The 16,761-nt window shown below is 40.3% G+C and carries 17 protein-coding genes and 8 pseudogenes; 14 read left to right on the forward strand and 11 right to left on the reverse strand.

All coding sequences use genetic code 11. The features are described from left to right. Positions 1-5: 5 nt before the first annotated feature. Positions 6-1,217 (forward strand): IS256 family transposase, encoded by a 1,212-nt coding sequence (locus ACLFKQ_RS18250; protein WP_448998010.1) that lies wholly within the window; start codon positions 6-8, stop codon positions 1,215-1,217. Positions 1,218-1,252: 35 nt separating this feature from the next. Here the strand turns inward: ACLFKQ_RS18250 and ACLFKQ_RS18255 are convergent. Continuing rightward, a pseudogene (locus ACLFKQ_RS18255) lies at positions 1,253-1,531 on the reverse strand (transposase); the annotation flags it as partial. Positions 1,532-1,681: 150 nt separating this feature from the next. On the opposite strand from ACLFKQ_RS18255, the pseudogene ACLFKQ_RS18260 reads away from it, so the two are divergent. Next, a pseudogene (locus tag ACLFKQ_RS18260) lies at positions 1,682-1,798 on the forward strand (IS1 family transposase); the annotation flags it as partial. Between the two features lie 62 nt (positions 1,799-1,860). Continuing rightward, complete coding sequence (locus tag ACLFKQ_RS18265) at positions 1,861-2,145, forward strand: DUF3303 domain-containing protein (RefSeq protein ID WP_449001302.1); 285 nt, start codon at positions 1,861-1,863, stop codon at positions 2,143-2,145. Between the two features lie 70 nt (positions 2,146-2,215). On the opposite strand, the pseudogene ACLFKQ_RS18270 reads toward ACLFKQ_RS18265, so the two are convergent. Beyond that, a pseudogene (locus ACLFKQ_RS18270) lies at positions 2,216-2,422 on the reverse strand (IS6 family transposase); the annotation flags it as partial. 343 nt (positions 2,423-2,765) lie between these two features. Here ACLFKQ_RS18270 and ACLFKQ_RS18275 point away from each other — a divergent pair. Further along, positions 2,766-2,963 carry a hypothetical protein gene (locus ACLFKQ_RS18275; protein WP_449001198.1) on the forward strand — a complete coding sequence of 66 codons (198 nt, stop codon included), beginning with the start codon at positions 2,766-2,768 and terminating at the stop codon, positions 2,961-2,963. A gap of 5 nt (positions 2,964-2,968) precedes the next feature. On the opposite strand, the pseudogene ACLFKQ_RS18280 reads toward ACLFKQ_RS18275, so the two are convergent. Continuing rightward, positions 2,969-4,195 (reverse strand): annotated as a pseudogene (locus ACLFKQ_RS18280) (ISAs1 family transposase). Positions 4,196-4,332: 137 nt separating this feature from the next. On the opposite strand from ACLFKQ_RS18280, the pseudogene ACLFKQ_RS18285 reads away from it, so the two are divergent. The 6 genes and pseudogenes from ACLFKQ_RS18285 to ACLFKQ_RS18310 form a co-directional block, all read left to right on the forward strand. Next, positions 4,333-5,107, forward strand: a pseudogene (locus tag ACLFKQ_RS18285) (hypothetical protein); the annotation flags it as partial. Positions 5,108-5,243: 136 nt separating this feature from the next. Then, positions 5,244-5,443, forward strand: a pseudogene (locus ACLFKQ_RS18290) (IS4 family transposase); the annotation flags it as partial. 93 nt (positions 5,444-5,536) lie between these two features. After that, positions 5,537-5,785 (forward strand): hypothetical protein, encoded by a 249-nt coding sequence (locus tag ACLFKQ_RS18295; protein ID WP_449001199.1) that lies wholly within the window; start codon positions 5,537-5,539, stop codon positions 5,783-5,785. Positions 5,786-6,024: 239 nt separating this feature from the next. After that, positions 6,025-6,330 (forward strand): pentapeptide repeat-containing protein, encoded by a 306-nt coding sequence (locus ACLFKQ_RS18300; protein WP_449001200.1) that lies wholly within the window; start codon positions 6,025-6,027, stop codon positions 6,328-6,330. A 288-nt stretch (positions 6,331-6,618) separates the two neighbouring features. Beyond that, entirely contained in the window at positions 6,619-7,440 is an 822-nt protein-coding gene (locus ACLFKQ_RS18305) for a DUF3102 domain-containing protein (protein ID WP_449001201.1), read from the forward strand. A gap of 334 nt (positions 7,441-7,774) precedes the next feature. After that, on the forward strand, positions 7,775-8,167 hold the full coding sequence (locus tag ACLFKQ_RS18310) for a hypothetical protein (RefSeq protein WP_449001309.1): 393 nt from the start codon (positions 7,775-7,777) through the stop codon (positions 8,165-8,167). Between the two features lie 106 nt (positions 8,168-8,273). Here the strand turns inward: ACLFKQ_RS18310 and ACLFKQ_RS18315 are convergent, their stop codons facing one another. Both ACLFKQ_RS18315 and ACLFKQ_RS18320 read right to left on the reverse strand, forming a co-directional pair. Next, positions 8,274-8,429 (reverse strand): hypothetical protein, encoded by a 156-nt coding sequence (locus tag ACLFKQ_RS18315; protein WP_449001202.1) that lies wholly within the window; start codon positions 8,427-8,429, stop codon positions 8,274-8,276. Positions 8,430-8,558: 129 nt separating this feature from the next. After that, positions 8,559-9,313, reverse strand: a protein-coding gene (locus ACLFKQ_RS18320; RefSeq protein ID WP_448998612.1) for an IS5 family transposase whose coding sequence is annotated in 2 segments (ribosomal slippage) — positions 8,559-8,990 and positions 8,993-9,313 — 753 coding nt in all. Because the reading frame shifts where the segments join, the coding sequence is not laid out codon by codon here. 188 nt (positions 9,314-9,501) lie between these two features. Here ACLFKQ_RS18320 and ACLFKQ_RS18325 point away from each other — a divergent pair. After that, positions 9,502-9,795 (forward strand): annotated as a pseudogene (locus ACLFKQ_RS18325) (hypothetical protein); the annotation flags it as partial. Here the strand turns inward: ACLFKQ_RS18325 and ACLFKQ_RS18330 are convergent. The 4 genes from ACLFKQ_RS18330 to ACLFKQ_RS18345 all read right to left on the reverse strand — a co-directional run bounded on the left by ACLFKQ_RS18330 (position 9,755) and on the right by ACLFKQ_RS18345 (position 12,171). Beyond that, positions 9,755-9,940 carry a hypothetical protein gene (locus tag ACLFKQ_RS18330; RefSeq protein WP_449001203.1) on the reverse strand — a complete coding sequence of 62 codons (186 nt, stop codon included), beginning with the start codon at positions 9,938-9,940 and terminating at the stop codon, positions 9,755-9,757. The pseudogene ACLFKQ_RS18325 and the gene ACLFKQ_RS18330 sit on opposite strands and share 41 nt — an antisense overlap. Positions 9,941-10,068: 128 nt before the next feature. Next, positions 10,069-11,124: an aldo/keto reductase gene (locus ACLFKQ_RS18335; RefSeq protein ID WP_449001204.1), complete on the reverse strand. Its 1,056-nt coding sequence runs from the start codon at positions 11,122-11,124 to the stop codon at positions 10,069-10,071. A gap of 85 nt (positions 11,125-11,209) precedes the next feature. After that, the gene (locus ACLFKQ_RS18340) at positions 11,210-11,656 is read right to left on the reverse strand and encodes a hypothetical protein (protein WP_449001205.1); all 447 of its coding nucleotides are present in this window, start codon (positions 11,654-11,656) and stop codon (positions 11,210-11,212) included. An 83-nt stretch (positions 11,657-11,739) separates the two neighbouring features. Further along, entirely contained in the window at positions 11,740-12,171 is a 432-nt protein-coding gene (locus ACLFKQ_RS18345; RefSeq protein WP_449001206.1) for an alpha/beta hydrolase, read from the reverse strand. Between the two features lie 135 nt (positions 12,172-12,306). On the opposite strand from ACLFKQ_RS18345, the gene ACLFKQ_RS18350 reads away from it, so the two are divergent. Next, complete coding sequence (locus ACLFKQ_RS18350) at positions 12,307-13,449, forward strand: IS4 family transposase (RefSeq protein ID WP_448998311.1); 1,143 nt, start codon at positions 12,307-12,309, stop codon at positions 13,447-13,449. 128 nt (positions 13,450-13,577) lie between these two features. Here the strand turns inward: ACLFKQ_RS18350 and ACLFKQ_RS18355 are convergent, their stop codons facing one another. Together ACLFKQ_RS18355 and ACLFKQ_RS18360 are read right to left on the reverse strand one after the other, a co-directional pair. Beyond that, positions 13,578-14,447 carry a helix-turn-helix transcriptional regulator gene (locus tag ACLFKQ_RS18355; RefSeq protein ID WP_449001207.1) on the reverse strand — a complete coding sequence of 290 codons (870 nt, stop codon included), beginning with the start codon at positions 14,445-14,447 and terminating at the stop codon, positions 13,578-13,580. Positions 14,448-14,536: 89 nt separating this feature from the next. Then, a complete protein-coding gene (locus tag ACLFKQ_RS18360; RefSeq protein WP_449001208.1) occupies positions 14,537-14,770 on the reverse strand; it encodes a hypothetical protein in 234 nt (77 codons plus the stop codon). Positions 14,771-15,672: 902 nt separating this feature from the next. Between ACLFKQ_RS18360 and ACLFKQ_RS18365 the strand changes: the two genes are divergently transcribed. After that, positions 15,673-15,771: an endonuclease gene (locus tag ACLFKQ_RS18365; RefSeq protein ID WP_449001209.1), complete on the forward strand. Its 99-nt coding sequence runs from the start codon at positions 15,673-15,675 to the stop codon at positions 15,769-15,771. A gap of 120 nt (positions 15,772-15,891) precedes the next feature. Further along, positions 15,892-16,755: pseudogene (locus ACLFKQ_RS18370) on the forward strand (SDR family NAD(P)-dependent oxidoreductase). The last annotated feature ends 6 nt before the right edge of the window (positions 16,756-16,761 follow it).

Consider the following 16,761-nt stretch of genomic DNA (forward strand, 5'->3'; position numbering starts at 1 on the left):
AGACTATGACCTTTCGACCAGAGTTAATTGATGAACTGCTCAAAGACTATGAAAAACCAGAAGACCTTATTGGAGAAGGAGGAATCCTCAAACAACTGACCAAAAAACTCGTAGAGCGTTGTTTAGAAGCTGAAATAGACGTACATCTAGAGACTCAGAAGGCAGAGCGGGGCAAAAAAGAGCGACAAAATCGACGCAACGGACACAGCCGTAAAACCATTAAGGGGGAGTTTGGCGAAGCGGAACTTGCCGTGCCTCGCGATCGCGATCGCCAATTCGAGCCTCAGATGGTCAAAAAAGGACAAACTCGTTTTACAGGCTTCGATGACAAGATTCTCGCCCTGTATGCGAGAGGAATGACCACTCGTGATATCCAAGCCCAACTACAAGACCTTTATGGAGTAGAAGTATCGCCAGCCCTGGTATCTCAAGTAACCAATGCGGTTCATGAAGAGCGACTCCAGTGGCAAAATCGCAGCCTAGAGGCAGTGTATCCAATTATCTTTTTTGATGCTTTGGTCGTCAAAGTCAGACAGGAGGGAAGAGTCATCAACAAAGCCGTCCATCTAGCTCTGGGAATCAACATCGAAGGCGATAAGGAGTTATTGGGGCTGTGGATGACCCAGACAGAAACGGCAAAATTCTGGCTGTCGGTGTTAACTGAGTTAAAGAATCGTGGAGTCAAGGATATCTTTATTGCTTGTATCGATGGTCTGACGGGCTTCGCCGAAGCGATTGAAACGGTATTTACGCAAACCCGCGTACAGTTATGTATGGTACACATGGTCAGGAACTCCCTACGCTATGTCTCCTACAAACACCGTAAAGCTGTTGCCGCTGACCTCAAACGAGTGTACACTGCCGCTACTGAAGCTGAAGCCGAACAGGCACTAATAACTTTTGCTGACAAGTGGGACTCCACTTATGCCCCAATTAGTAGGTCTTGGCTGGCTCACTGGCAGCACGTGATTCCGTTTTTCCAGTTTCCTCCAGAAATCCGTCGCATTATTTACACCACTAATGCGATCGAGTCGATGAATATGACTCTTAGAAAAGTGTTGAAGAATCATCGGATTTTTCCAACAGATGAAGCTGCGCTCAAAGTTATTTATCTTGCGATTAATAACTTATCTCAGAGATGGACTAGACCTTTACGGGATTGGAAAGCTGCTTTAAATCGATTTGCCATCGAGTTTGAAGGACGGCTTCCACTTTAACTTTCTTTGACACAAACTTATTGACAGATCCTCTGAGGCTCGAATTGGCGATCGCGATCGCGAGGCACGGCAAGTTCCGCTTCGCCAAACTCCCCCTTAATGGTTTTACGGCTGTGTCCGTTGCGTCGATTTTGTCGCTCTTTTTTGCCCCGCTCTGCCTTCTGAGTCTCTAGATGTACGTCTATTTCAGCTTCTAAACAACGCTCTACGAGTTTTTTGGTCAGTTGTTTGAGGATTCCTCCTTCTCCAATAAGGTCTTCTGGTTTTTCATAGTCTTTGAGCAGTTCATCAATTAACTCTGGTCGAAAGGTCATAGTCTCATTCCTCACATTAATTCTATTTATTAGAGTGTGTTTTGACCTTTGACACAATTTATTTTACATACCCTGCTGAAACATTCTATTCGACTACTCATTCACTATCTTATTATTTTACATACCCTGCTGAAACATTCTATTCGACTACTCATTCACTATCTTATTATTTTACATACCCTGCTGAAACATTCTATTCGACTACTCATTCACTATCTTAAATTTGGAGATGTTCCTGTTCCTTGTATAGAAAATAATTTTCCTTAAATAGCGATCGCTTTGCGCTCTTTTTATAATTTATAATTTCATTGCTAACGCCAGAATATCTTATGTTGTTCATGATTATTGAGCGATTCCAAGACAATGATATGCTGCCAATTTATCAGCGTGTTCGCGACGAAGGAAGAATGTTTCCCGAAGGTCTTGAATACATTGATAGCTGGGTTGAACCAAACTTTAGTAGGTGTTTTCAGCTTATGAAATGTAATGACCTACGTTTGCTTCAGGAATGGATTTTAAGCTGGCGTGGTTCGGGAGCTACTTTTGAGATTGTCCCAGTAGTCAGCAGCAAAGAAACTAGAGAAGTTATCGAACCACTACTTGACCAATCGTAATTCACTTCCGATAGTCCAAGTAATAATGCGCTCGCTCTTTCCATAAATCATACCCTCATTTACCAACGCCGAGATATTTTCTGCTTCTGGTTTCTATTTCAGGTGCATAAATCATCACCCATTGATAAATCGTGGTGTGGTCTACAGATAGTCCTCTTTCGAGCATTATTTCTGCTAAATCACGATAACTCAAAGCATAGCGGAGATACCACCTCACACAAAGTAAAATAATTTCTCCTTGAAAATGTTTCCACTTAAACGGTTGCCTTAAGTTCATCTATATTAATAGCAATTTGCTTTGTCATATACTACAAGCTCTTCTCAAGTTTTTGCAACAGAATCCCTTTTTATCAATTTTTTCAAATAATTGAGATACTTCCATCACTCAAGTTGTTGCTCTTATATTTTGTTTGTGTGAATATGCGATATGCTGCAACTTTATTAACAAATCCACTGCTTATTCTGCAACGCCCGTTGGACGCTCACGTTAAATTATATAAATTTGGATTCAAAAAAAATATGTAAATCATAAAATTACTCTAAATTAGAGATAGCTGAAAAATATTTTTCAGCTATCTCTAATGATTGGGCAAAATGATTAATAAAGGAGAGAAAACATTATGAGTACGGAACAATTTCTTAATAATCTTTGGTCAGAGCTTAGCAATCAGCAAGCAGAGAGCTTGTCAGGAGGTGTTTTTTTTGACAGAAGATCTGAGTGTAAAATTGACCGTGCAAAAAGAATCAAACGGGTGCGCCCAAAAACAGTTGGTAATTGTCCAGGGCGCAGGGTAAACGCAAGAAAATTTAGGCGTTAGATGGGCTAGACTGTAAGGGTAATCGAAGCCTCTAAAACTTGAAGCAAATACCCCTCATCCATGCTGGCTCGCTTCGCCTTTTGACGGGTACTGCGTTTGTAGTTCGTTTCTTGATTCAGTAGATTAATGCTCCATCGCTTCAGTAGAGCCATATTTTCTGGTGCATGTCCGGTACGAATACGGCAAGCATCTTCACCAAAAGTCACATCTAATACCCAGTGAAGTTGATTCTCAATGGACCAATGCTGTCGGATCGCTTTGCCTAATTGTTGAGCATAAGGTGGCAGTGAACTGAGATAAAACATCACCTCCTGAGTGGTCTTGTTCCACAGATGACGGGTACGAACAACCTTGACAATGGTTTGTAATCCAGACCACTGAGCCTGTTTGTACAAATCGCCCATCTGGTCGATAGAAACTGCCCAGACCTGTCGTTTTTCTCGACGGTGGTGCCCTGCTTCTAGGCGTAGATCATAGCTGTACTCAATGCCTTCAAAATTATTAGTCTGGGCAGTTTCAAACCATTGCCTAACCTGGGTAAATAAGGTGGGATGGTTGGCTTTTAGAGCCAGCACGTAGTCTGCACCAAGAGTGCGAATCCGATGAGCAATCTCATGCTGAGTTCCCATCGCATCAATTGTAATGATGGATCCAGAAATATCTAACAATTCTAATAAGGCTGGAATAGCGGTAATCTCATTACTTTTGTCATCAACTTTGACTTAACCGAGAAATAGTCGGTGCTCGCTCGCCCAAGCACTAACGACATGTAAGGAGGATTGTTCTCGGTTGCGATCATAGGAACCATTGACTGCTTTGCCATCAATCGGAATGACCTGTGCACCTAAATCCGCTACCAAGCTGCTCAACCAACTGTTGAAGCTGCGCTCTAAGGAAGTGGACGATATTCGCTCAAACAACCGTCGATAGGTATCAGCACTGGGAATCCCAAAAGGCAAATCTAAGAAACTGGACAACCAATACTGATGACTCACACCATAAGTTTCTATATCTTCCCATCCTTGAGCTCCGTCAATTGTTGCTAATAAGGCAATCATTACAATACTTATAAACGGATGAAGAATACCTTGCTTCCCTCGGGGGTCGGTTGGGTCCTCAAAATGATGGACCAATTGTTTCTGGACTTGCTCGCAATCGTTAGCTGGCAGGAGTGACGAGGATTTTCTACTGTTCTTTGTTGAGATAGACGATGCACCAAAACCTTTTAGTATTGGGGAGCCTGATGATGAAATAGATTCCTCTAGCATATTACGGCTTTATTTTTCTTCACGACTTGGCAATTTTACGAAGAAAAGAGAGCAAAAAGAGAGTAAGGTAAAAAATGAAATTCAAAAAATCAACTTGAGCGATGATTTCCCTGGTAGGAGTGCCGAAATCAATAGCTGAGTATTTAGAGAAATATAGAGAGCTATTTAAACGAAAAAAAGGATTTGAAACAGTCAGTCGCTTCATTACAGGGTTAATACTAAGTCCAAATAAAACATTAGAAGGCATCCATCGAGAGCAGTTTTGGGAAAAAGGAACAGGATTAAAAAGACGAACGATGCACCATGCAGTATATGAAGCAGGGTGGGATAGCGAACAAATAATGCCCAAACACCGAGAAATAATAGCATCAGAACACAAAGAGAAGTTATCAGCTTGGATTGGACACTGAGCCATCATGAAAAAGGAGAAAAAATCTATGGAGTAAAAAAGCTATACGATTATGTAGAAGGGAAAATGAGTCGCTACCAAACAGTAGTCACAGCAACCATAGCGAATCGAGAAATCATCGATGGAATAGAGGTAGTAGTACAAGAACCCAACTATGAGCGGGAAGAATTAAACTACTTAAAGATGACTCGTCAAGAAAGTTACAACCAGATGGAGCAAGTTAGAGAAAGGCTGATAGAACTACTCCATTATCAGAAAAATCGTTTGGCTTATCGCAAGAGAACCGAGATTGCTGTCGATATAGTTAAACCAATCGAGGTAGAGAATAACTTTCCAGAAGCTAATTATGACGATTAGTTATTGCCTATGAAACTGAAGACTTGAGTGAGACCCCTCGCTTGTTACTCACAGATGCCCTTCACTGGGAAATAACACGAATCATTCAAACTTGGAATTATCACAAGTCAAGGAAATCAGAAAAAAGTCAAGAGAAAAACCCAATCGTGTCAAACTTATAGAGAATAAACAATTGAGCGATTTTATTTCTCTATGGGTAAGAGTAAAAGACTGAATCGAGACCACGCCAAAAGAACTCAACGAACAATGGTGGAAGATCGAGTCATTGCCTAACATTTAACCGCTTTATTAACTCCAACAATTACCTCTCAGTCGGGTTTTTTCGAGAATTAGGACTTAGGGATAGGATTCTGACACTTCCTTTAATGGTGGTTGCGGTCTTAACTTTGTTGTGGCGGGATGTACCAGGAGTTACCGAATTAAGTCGATTATTGGAAACAGAAGGGTGAACAAAAACTGGAACTGGTCGGAAAGAAGTACAATTAAGAGGAAGTTAGCGTAGTAACTAACATAACCTTGGTGGTTTTTTAATTTCGAGCGTGGTCAAAACCAAACAGCAACAGCAATTAGATTTAGCCGACCGAATTGAAAAGGTACAAGCTTTAATTGATGAAATTTCACAAGAGATTGAGACAATTAAAGCGAACGCTGCGGTTGCCGCCGAAGCTTGTGGGATTGTTCGTTTTCGGGCTAAAGGCAAAGGTGGAGCTTATTGGTATTACAAGGGCGATCTTTGTGACCAAAAAGGGCAATTCTTCTCGTTACAAATATATTGGGAAAGCAGGTAGCCCAGCTTTTTTAGAAGCTGTCGAAATGTATCGTAATCGGAGCTCTATTTCGGCTTTAGAACAAGTGCGACATACATTGGAATTGGGTCGAGAAGATTTATTGGAGGAAGCTAGTAGAATTAGTGAGCGCTCTTAAAGTTAGGTTAGGGGTTTAGTTATCGTATTAATTACGCTAACTAATTTCTCTCTTTTCCCACACCTTTTTTCGTTCACCCTGGGACCAAGAACCTTTAGTTAGTGTGTCTATATCAAATGGTGCTTATTTGGAACGTGTAAGTTTATGCGATGCTTACCTAAAGAACGCAAACCTCCAAAATGCTCAGCTATCTCGCGCCAAAAACTTAAGTCCCGAACAAATCAAATCAGCCTGTTTCTGGGATGAAGCTATCTACGAGGGTAAATGGAACTGGGATGAAGAGAAATGGACTTGGGTTCCTGAAAATGAACAAGCTAAACAAGATAACAAAAACTATATTGAAGAATTAAAGGAAGACAAATCATCAGACCCCAAACAATCTCCCGATTATAGTCGCTGGCAAAAATAATCGTTACACCAAATCTAGGTATTGAGGTTCAAACCTAGATGCAGTAGAATTTTTGGCTTTACCGATCGCCTTTTGGGTGAGAAAAGGGGGTATAAACAAATCTAAAAAAGCACAAAAAAAAATCAACAATGTTGATTTTTTCAACAGACAAATGTAGATTTTTGATTTTTAATAAACACATTGTTGATTTTTTCCACAGACAAATGTAGATTTTTGATTTTTAACAAACTAAGTCAAATTCTAGTATGCATTGAGTAGACCTCTTGCACGAATAGTAAGAAAATGAGTATGGCTTCTAATTATCAATCATCAAGACCATCTGAAATTAATTTGTCGCAACGACAACGATTCGATTATGGAAATTTAGATAGTGAAACCAAAATTAGTGTCGAACAGCATGCTGTAGAAATTAAGAGTTTAATCCGTCAAACAGCTCAAGATCTAGTATCGATAGGACAGAAACTTAGTGAAGTCAAAAAGAAACTCCAACATGGAAACTTCAGAAACTGGCTGAGGACAGAATTTGACTGGAGTATGTCTTCAGCAACCAAACTCATGCAAGTCAGCGAACAATTTAAAGATGTAAACTTTGCGAATTTAAACTTTTCAACTTCTGCTCTTTATATTTTGGCGGCTCCTTCAACTCCAAAAGAAGCAAGACAGCAAGCCCTAAAGCTTGCCAGTCATGGAGAACAAATTACTTATTCTCTTGCCAAAGTAATTGTTAATCGTTACAAAGATATTTACAGCGTTCGAGAGCCAGAACTAGATCGACAAAGCCAGACAAAAATGGACTCGAAGCATCAAAGTTCGATTCAAACAATTAATGTTGCAGCTCAAGCGATCGCTGATGAGACAGTTGAAGAGCGTGACCCATTCCAAGAAAATCAAAACAACTCTCTTATAGAAGACGTAGGCACTCTGGCAGAAGAAGGTAACGATGAACTCCAAAGTTTTAGAATTACCTATGCAGGTATTAGCTTTATAATTCAAGGAAAACTCAAAGAAATTACTGCCCTGTTCGAACAAATGCAAAGTAACCCCAACTTGGCTCGAGAAATTTTTGCTAAAGCAAAATTACCGTTAAACTCTGATATCAAATCCGTATAATTTTCTGATTATAAGCTTTAAGTAAACTTGAAAGCTATTAAATAAATAATTTACTTTTTACAAAATTTTATTGCCTTGCTAGTTTTTACCGTTTATGAACAAAAATTAGTTCGATAAAATGGGATTAACTTTCAAAACATATTAAGTATAAATCAAATTAAATGTTAATTTAAGGCTATTTATTCGTTGGCTGTAGTTAGACTTTGCCCAAAAAGTTTCAAATGTTGAGCTAAAGAAGGTTACAGACATTCTTTGGCGACGAAAAAGTTAGGTTCAGGGGACGGAAAAGCCCTAAAATTGGTGAAACCCCCTGGCACTCACTGGGCAAGAACAAATGTACCGTAAATCTAACCAGCCTGAGCTGATTCCAGAAAACTTTGAATTGCCTGTTGCTGTCCAATTGTCACCAGATAATCGGTGGGTAAGAGTCCAAATCAGAAAAAAAAACGAAGAATCAGAAGTTGAAGAAACCCAAAATAAAGGGAAGCTAATATTAGATGCTACCGCTGCGCCTGCTGAGATAACTTACCCTTCAGACCTAGGAATATTAAATCAATCCAGAATTCAGACTGAAAAAATCATAGATTCTCTTTATAAAGATTGTGAGTATAACTCAACCTCATTTCTCGCTCAATCTAAATTAGGCTTTTTTCTGGAGCTTTTTATTATTAAAGCTAATGACAAAAGATATTTACTAACAGAAAAAATTATCTTTCAAATAAATTAATTATTGTCAATTTTTTCGATTACTTTTTCAGCAAACCCTAAAGAAGTAACGGCAGCACTAGCTAACTAGAGCGGTAAGAGCCAAGAAATTAAGAGTAGAATTCGTGCTATGACTCGATAACCCGTTGTGGGCTCATGGGGACTATCTTCTCCTCCTGCTCGAAGCGTCGAAAATCTTTCCCGTTAAAAGTAAGAATATGACTCAACCGATACACCAGCATAAAAGCCACCAAGCGCGTATCGTGAACTTTGGTTCCTTTCACCTCATAGGTCGCTCCCATTCGGGATAGATGCTTGCGGTATCGGGAAGCAAGATAAAGAGCCGCTTTATGGAAAGAAAGACCCAGAGTTCAAGAAAAAGCCTGCCATAGCCTTAGGTTCTGTTGACACAATTAACGCAACCAAATTAAAGCCGAAGCAAATTCGGCAAATCCCAAATAACATTCGTCAGTTTTGTCAAAACGGCTGAAAACGCGACGATAGTATTTAAGTTTGTTAAAAAAGCACTCAACTAGATGTCGCTCCTTGTACAGATGTGAATCGTAATCTCTAGGGTTGAGGCGACCAGAACGAGGCGGAATCACGCCTTGAGCACCAGTTTCCTCAATCAAGACCACAAAAGCATCACAATCATAGCCTTTATCGGCAATTACCTGTTGAGCTCGATAACCAGCCACCAATGCCTCTCCTTGACTGATATCGGCGGTTTGCCCTGGAGTCAGAAGCAACCGCAGCGGATTGCCCAACGCATCTACCACAGCATGTAACTTGGTACTAAATCCGCCACAAGAACCTCCTAAAGAGTGTTTTTCTGACCCCCTTTTGCTCCTGCTGCACAGGGATGAGCACGAATCATGGTGCTATCGGGAATTAAACTTTCTAAGTCAGCAGAGTGGGACATTTCTTGCAAGAGACGATGCCAAACTCCCTTCTGACACCAACGCCGATATCGTTTGTAGAGGCTGTTCCAGTTGCCAAAACGTTTGGGTAATTCACGCCATTGAGCACCTGTGCGAGTAATCCAGAGAACCGCATTCAGAAAACGACGACAAGCTTTGGGGTCTTTGATACGGATGTCTTGTTGGTGGCTCAGAACAACGAAAATTTGCTGCCAAGCAGAATCGTCCAACTTAACACGAGATTTCATGAAGAATTTTTTGACTAAAATCAGCAACTTCAGGTACTTTCTCATCTTTGCCTCTTTACGTCAACAGAACCTAGAGTTAATAGATAAAAGTTTGAAACGAGGATATAGACCAGGAATAGTTTTAATAGATTCATCCTATGGCAACAATACATCTTTTCTGAAGCAATTAGAAATAAACAAGCTAAAGTGCTTATACTTTTATTCTTTGGCATAAGCTAACTGGAGGATTAAGAAGAAGCTGGGCAAACAATCTGCCGACCCACCTCGAATTGAATTCGAGGTGGAAAGCGGCAGTGCATTCCGCACCTTTGAACACTTTTTCTGAAGCTTTGGAAGCTTTTCGTACAGCTATATCTTGAGGACACGGATTCTGAGCTTGGCTCAGAATCGTGAGCTGTCCGTATCGTTTTGTTGAATGGCTCAACCATAATCGTGACGTATTCATAGCTTATAAAGATAGTTTGGGCTATATTTGGGCTTAATTTTTGTTTGAGTACCGTTAGCAACGCTTTCGACAATTGTGTCGATCGCAGCTCGATCTGCTGTTTTGACGCTAAAAGAATTAGAGGGATTGACTGCAAGTGTCATAGCCAATGCACCTATAATAGCTCCTGTAATAAATTTCATCGGTCTTGCTGTTTATTTAAATAAAATTCCAATCTTTTGTTTAGATGCGGTAGGCATTAAATTAATTAAGGGAAATGAATCGATTCGCCAACCCCCTACTGCTAACTGATAGAAGGGTTTAAAACCACTTAATCTGTTAGTTGTGAGTAACGATGATTGTAAATCTTGTCAAATGTACCGTTATAAACAAAGTTTTTGACCATATCTGCTTTAAAGAAATCGTGGGGAAAACCTAGTTCGATTTGACTTACTGTATCGAGTTGTTTAATTTGTGCTGCTGATAAGTTTACATCTACACATTGGAGATTGTCTTGAAGATGAGAAAGTTTTCTGGCTCCGATGATGGGAATTACGCCTTTACTCAATAACCAACCTAAAGCAACTTGCGAAGAACTATTTTCTATTTGTTCTGCAACTTTATCCACTTCTTTAGCAATGCTTAGGTTGCGCTCGCTCTTATCTACAAACCCTTTCATCATTTCATTATCCAATCTGCGTTCTTCTTGAGTTGCGTTACCCCTTGTATATTTACCAGTCAACCAACCGCTGGCTAGAGGCGACCAGGCCGTAACGCCGATGTCGAGGGTACGAGCCATTGGTAAAAGTTCTCTTTCTGGAGTACGCTGAATCAGACTATACTCAATTTGTAAACCGATAAATTGGGTCCAACCTCTTAATTCAGCTAAGGTATTACATTGAGCTACGACCCAAGCAGGAGCATCTGAAATACCAATATATAATACTTTTCCTGCCCGCACTAGATCGTCAAAAGCTCGCATTACTTCTTCTACTGGAGTCATAAAGTCCCAAGTGTGTAGCCATAAAACATCTATATAATCAGTATTCAGGCGTTTAAGACTACCTTCTACCGACTGCACCATACTTTTGCGTTGGTTGCCGCTACCGTTAGGATTGCTATTTCCCAATCCATTAGTGTATTTAGTTGCTAAAACTACAGCTTCTCTTTCGGAGGAGATAAACTCACCGAGAAACTGTTCACTCGTCCCATTAGTGTAAACATTGGCGGTATCGATAAAATTACCGCCAGCTTCGCGAAATGTATCATAAATTCTTTGACTTTCTTTTTTCGATGAACCCCAACCCCAGTCTTCACCAAAAGTCATTGTTCCCAAACAGAGTTCGGATACTCTAAGTCCGCTTTTTCCCAGTAATTTGTATTGCATTTTGTAATGTACTCCTGAATAATTAAGTTATTGAAATTAGTGAATGAAATTGATTTTGTGGAGCGAAATAAATAATCTATTTAAATTAAAGAATTTGCTCGAAGTATACAGCAACCGCATCGCTAGTATTTGAAACAACTTCGGGAGAATTATAAAAGTCAAACTGAGTAGTATTTTCCAACCACAGTTCTTGTTTTTCTACTGTGAGACGGTTATAAAATTCTTTTGCCCCTTGAGGAATTGCCGCATCTTCTGAATAAATTATCTTTACTGGTTTATCCAACTCATCGGCAGTAGCAATAGCATTGTAAGTTAACCAGCCTTCCCAAGAGGCAAGTTTAAATTGATTGACGTATTCGGGAATTGCTCCTCGCTCTGGGTCGGTATAGTATGGTGCTTGCTGCATCACGGCATTGGGATCGGTATCACTCGCAGCAGGTACTAAAGACAGTTCTCCAGTTGCTTCGTAGCTAGCTTTCGCTTCACGACTAGTTGCAATTAAGCTTTGTACCGACTCTTCGCCACCATACACCTCGTTGACAATTTAGCGGTCGTGTAGCCAAGGAGCAACTAGAGAGATCGCTTTAATATCGTCACTTTGTACTACCGCATCTGCTATGTATCCAGCACTGGCACAGATTCCCAAGCCAGCAATCCGATTAGCATTACTTCAGGGCGCGTAGTCAAATAATTAGCAGCAGCGACAATATCTTGAGTTTTGTTGGCAGGATTTTCTAATTGACGCTCGTTTCCTTCTGATTCTCCCCAATTACGGAATTCAAAAGCCAAAACTGCATAACCGCGATTTGCCATTGCTTCAGCATAAGTTGCTGGCATTTGTTCTTTTACCGTCGTCCAAGCACCAGTTACTACTACTCCTGGTAATTTGTCTCCTGCTTGGTAATCGTCGGGAAGATAGAGATCGCCGACCAAGTTTTGATTATTGCTCTCAAAAGTAACTTCTTTGACCTCTGCTGCTTCGGCATTGTTGACAAGTGCTAACTGTAGTGTGGCAGCAGTGGCAGTGACTAAAAGTAGATTTTTCATAATTCTTGCTTCTTTGTGTTTGAACCTTCTGACGGGGTGACAACCCTGTGAGAAGTCAGACAGTGTAGGGAACAGAGACAACCTATGGTAAAAAAGATTCGGTCAGTTATTGAGAATCCGACCGAACCCTAAAAAATGTTAAACCAATTGTACCGCAATCATCTTTCACGTTATCTGAGTGATGACCAACTAATTACTTTGGAAGTGCTGGTATACCTTATCCAGACCTACAAACAAGTAAAGATAGAAAGACTAGCTGCATACTTCCCTTTACCAATTAAATATGAGAGCCGTCGTCGCCGAATCCAAAGGTTTTTGAAGTCCTCAGCTTTATCAGTTTCGTTAGTCTGGTTTCCCATAGTCAAAGAAGTAGTTCAAAAGAAATTCTTGCCAGACCAGACAATTTATCTAGTCTTAGATAGAACTCAATGGCAAGATAAAAATCTGTTCATGGTTGGAGTAGTGATGGCGAAAAGAGCTTTGCCTATATACTGGCAGTTTCTAGAGAAGAAAGGAGCCAGTAACTTCGCTCAACAAAAAGCCATATTACGTCCAGTATTGAAGCTGTTTAAACAACACCAAATCGTTATTTTAGGAGACAGAGAATTCCAGAGTGTTGAACTAGCTAAGTGGCTGACCCAGCAGCAGGTCTACTTTGTGCTTCGACAGAGAAAGAGTACGAAGATAATGGTAACTCAATTAGGTTTTACTCCCTTAAAAGACCTAGACGTTAATCCAGGAGACCAACGGTTTTATCAAGAAACTAAAGTCACTCAACTGCATCAAGTTTCGGGGATTTATTTAGGGGTCTATTGGCGACGTATTTACCGAGGCATGGGGGCAAAGGAACCCTGGTATCTGCTGACAAATTTACCCAATTTACCTGAAGCTGTCAAAGCCTATAAAAAGCGCGTAGGGATTGAGGCGATGTTTAAAGATTGCAAGTCAGGTGGCTACAATCTCGAGGGGTCGCAAGCTCAGATTGAACGCCTTACTCGTCTAGTTTTGCTCATCGCCATTGCTTACACTCACTCGGTGTTCAAAGGACATACTCTTAGCCTTCGAGGTCAGTCTAAATACATCGGTCGCCATCGAAAAATTAAACAATCTTTGACTCGCAACAGCTACTTTTGGCTTGGTTTATATGGTAGTAGCTGGCTGGTTTCATTTACCTTGATGAAGGAATGGATAAACAAATTGATGTGGCTCAATCTCAATAAGCTGCCTTTTTACCAGAGGGGTCTACGAGCTATGTTTATTATCCAGCAATCTTTCTAGCTCCCTTGTCACCCCTTCAGTTGAACCTTATATGTTCAATTTACAGAAGCCGAAAACATATCTCTTGAAGGCTTTTATCTAATTTTTTGAAGATTCTTACTTTTACTAACCGAACAAAATCTCGGTCGTTATTTGCGTCGATACTGCTTGGGAGTCAAACCTTCGATCTTTTTGAACGTACGAGAGAAATGCGCCTGGTCGGAAAATCCACAGTTCAAGGCAATATCAATCATCAATACGTTAGGTTTGTCGAGCATTTTTTTAGCTTGCTCCACTCGATAAGCCATCAAGTACTGATAGGGACTCTGACCGATAGTTTGTTTGAATAATCGAGAAAAATGGGAAGTACTAAGATCGGCTTGTGCCGCTAAATCCTCTAGTAAAATATTTTTGCCATAATTAGCTGCTATGTAATCCAATACCTGCTTGTAGTGTTGGGCGGTAAAGCTCTTAGAAAAATCATATTCTTCCTCCTGTAAGCCGTATTTGAGAATTAGTTTAGTAAGAAAAACACGGGCAAAGGATTCAAACATTACTTGCGAACCCATCTCACTTTGTAGAGCTTCTAAAAGCTGAATTCCAGACTGGGTAATATCTTCATCGAGAAACTGAGGTAAATCTTTTAAGGCGCGATCGCTTAACAGAATTCCCAGTTCAGTTTGAGCGAACCTCTCAAATTTAGTAGGATCGAGAGTGATAATAATACATTTGGTTTTAACGTGCCATCTCCAACCGCTTTCCACGCCAGCAGGAGTGACGATAATTTCATTTTTGTGATAGATAAAATCTCGATGTTTGCCATCGCGCCAGTTCTCCAAACGATGAGGCCCATCTCTTAAATTGAGGATAATATGATGCTGTTCGTACCTATCTGTAGGCATTGAGGCTGGTTCGGCTTCAAAATACTCTAAAGTAAGTAAATCTGCTGCTAGAGGACGCACTAAATTAACGCTTTGTATTAGTGGCTCAGATGGATATATATCTTGATATTTAGGCATTTTAAGACTTTTTCAACTAAATTTAGGCTCTTATCCTCTGGGCTTTTGAAAAAACTTCCGAACAATTTTAGTATTTGAACTCGGAAATTTTATAGTAAATTATTCCATACATAAATACGATTCTGTTCTAGATACTTACTTCTAGAAACTAACCAATCGAAGTGATAGTTTTTATGAGGTTTATTCATAATTTCTCTGTCGCCATGAATATCTTCGTTACCGATAAACACATAAAATACGCCTCTATCTAAAATCTCCTCCTCATCTGGGGCGTATTTATGACCCGCATCGATATCTTCTGGATCTTCAGTCTTTAAAGTCATCCAAGAGGTAATTACCTCTCGGGTTGGTATTTCTCGATGGCAGCGTAGCGAAGCTATGCCGAAGGCTTATCGCCTCAATCTTTTCTACTGCTGGTGGTGGATTAGTGGAAGGTGACATGAGAAGCTGATGGACTTTCTTTACTGCTGGTATTTGCTCTGAATAGTTGTCAATGCCCTTGATGCCGAGGTGATGGTAGAGATAGTTATTACCCGCACTGATTTCTATGGCTTTGTCGAGATTAAAATTAGCTTTTAGCCAGTCGATTAGTTCGATAGTTGGGATTTGATATATAGCCCCACAGATACACCAAACTCTAAATTCGTCGTAATCTAGAGTCTGATAGAAATCCGCAGGTTTGAGTTTAATGATTCCCCGTTCGTCTAGGAGCAGGCGATCCGTAGGCTACGCGGAGCGTAATCGTATTTTTGAAGGAACTCTTGGATTTCGGGATTGGTGTCGATGTTCATTAATTATTTGAGCGGTGAGAGCGATCGCACCTCTTCAAGATTTTCAAGCCGATAATTAATCTGGATAAACAACAAACCTATATTAATCTCTATATTAAAAACAAGTCCTGGCACAAACGTCAGGACTTACTTATTTTAATTAGGGTCGTACACCTGAGCGAGATTGAGGTTTACCTTTAACTCATAAACACCTCGGAGCATAATCAGTTTCTCATAACAATTGTGTTGAAATACAAACAACCTAGATCGCGAAACTATCAAAGTTTGGCGATCCCACATCACAACTGCCAACTTTCGAGTTCTTTACCAGTCTGAGAATTCTATTGCTCTATGTGACAATTTCCCTGGTTTATTAAAAAACACTAAAATCGCTAGACAAAATTGTTACCTTGTGTTTATAGCTCAAATTCAGTGTTTGACTGAGGAGAAACATCATGACAATCGCATTAGTTAGCGTTTTACTTTTAGGCTGGCTTTTAGCTGTTACTATCGGCACTTATGCTTACTTTGCCAACGAGCCAAACTCCAAATAAATTCAAGACTCGTTCAAAATATTTTTTGTTTAATCCTCTAGCTAATCTTTCTGGACTAATTTACTAGCTTTGTATTTTATTCTCAAGCAATGCAACCATAATCGATCAAAGGTTTGTGCTATGAAATTTTCCCAGAAAACTGCTCTAATCACAGGAGCTTCTCGCGGTATTGGGCGAGCGATCACCCTAGCCTTAGCTCAACAAGACTTTAAAAAACTCTTATTAGTCGCCCGTGATGCAACTAAATTAAAGGAATTAGCCACAGAAATTCACGGGAGCAATTCCAGGATCGAAGTTGTTGTCCTTCCCTTGGATTTAACTCAAATCAAAGAAGTTAGCATCACTCTAATCAAAGCTTGGCGTGAAGAGGGTCCGATTCAGTTACTAATCAACTGTGCGGGAGTAGCACACCAAAGTACATTTTTACAAACCAACCCGTCACAGATAGAAGCCGAAGTTTCCCTCAACTTGATGGGAACTTATACCATCACTCGTTTAATCGCCAAACGGATGGTTCATCAGCAAGAAGGAACTATAGTCAACGTTTCTAGCCTAATGGGAAAAATTGCCGCTCCTACTATGGCTACTTATTCGGCCACCAAATAATTTGCTTTATTAGGTTTTACCCAAGCTTTGAGAGTCGAACTAGCTCCCGACAATGTGCGTGTGGTTGCTTTGCTACCTTCTTTAACTGACACCGATATGGTACGGGGACTCAAGCGATTTCGTTTGGTTAAACCGATGACTGCTCGACAAGTTGCTCTGGCTCTGATCTCAGGATTAAAGCGAGACCAGGAAGAAATCTGTCTCGGGTGGCAGAGTCATTTAGCGTTATGGTGTCAGCGTTTTGCACCCTGGCTGCTAGAAATAATTTTATCTATAACTGCTCCCATTGCCAGAAAGCGCTCCTTGCGGTTGTTTTTTCATAGACGTTTACTACTGTTTTTGGATAAGTATGAACTAATTATGCTTCTACAGCGATGACAGCAT

The sequence above is a fragment of the Myxosarcina sp. GI1(2024) genome (assembly GCF_053543375.1).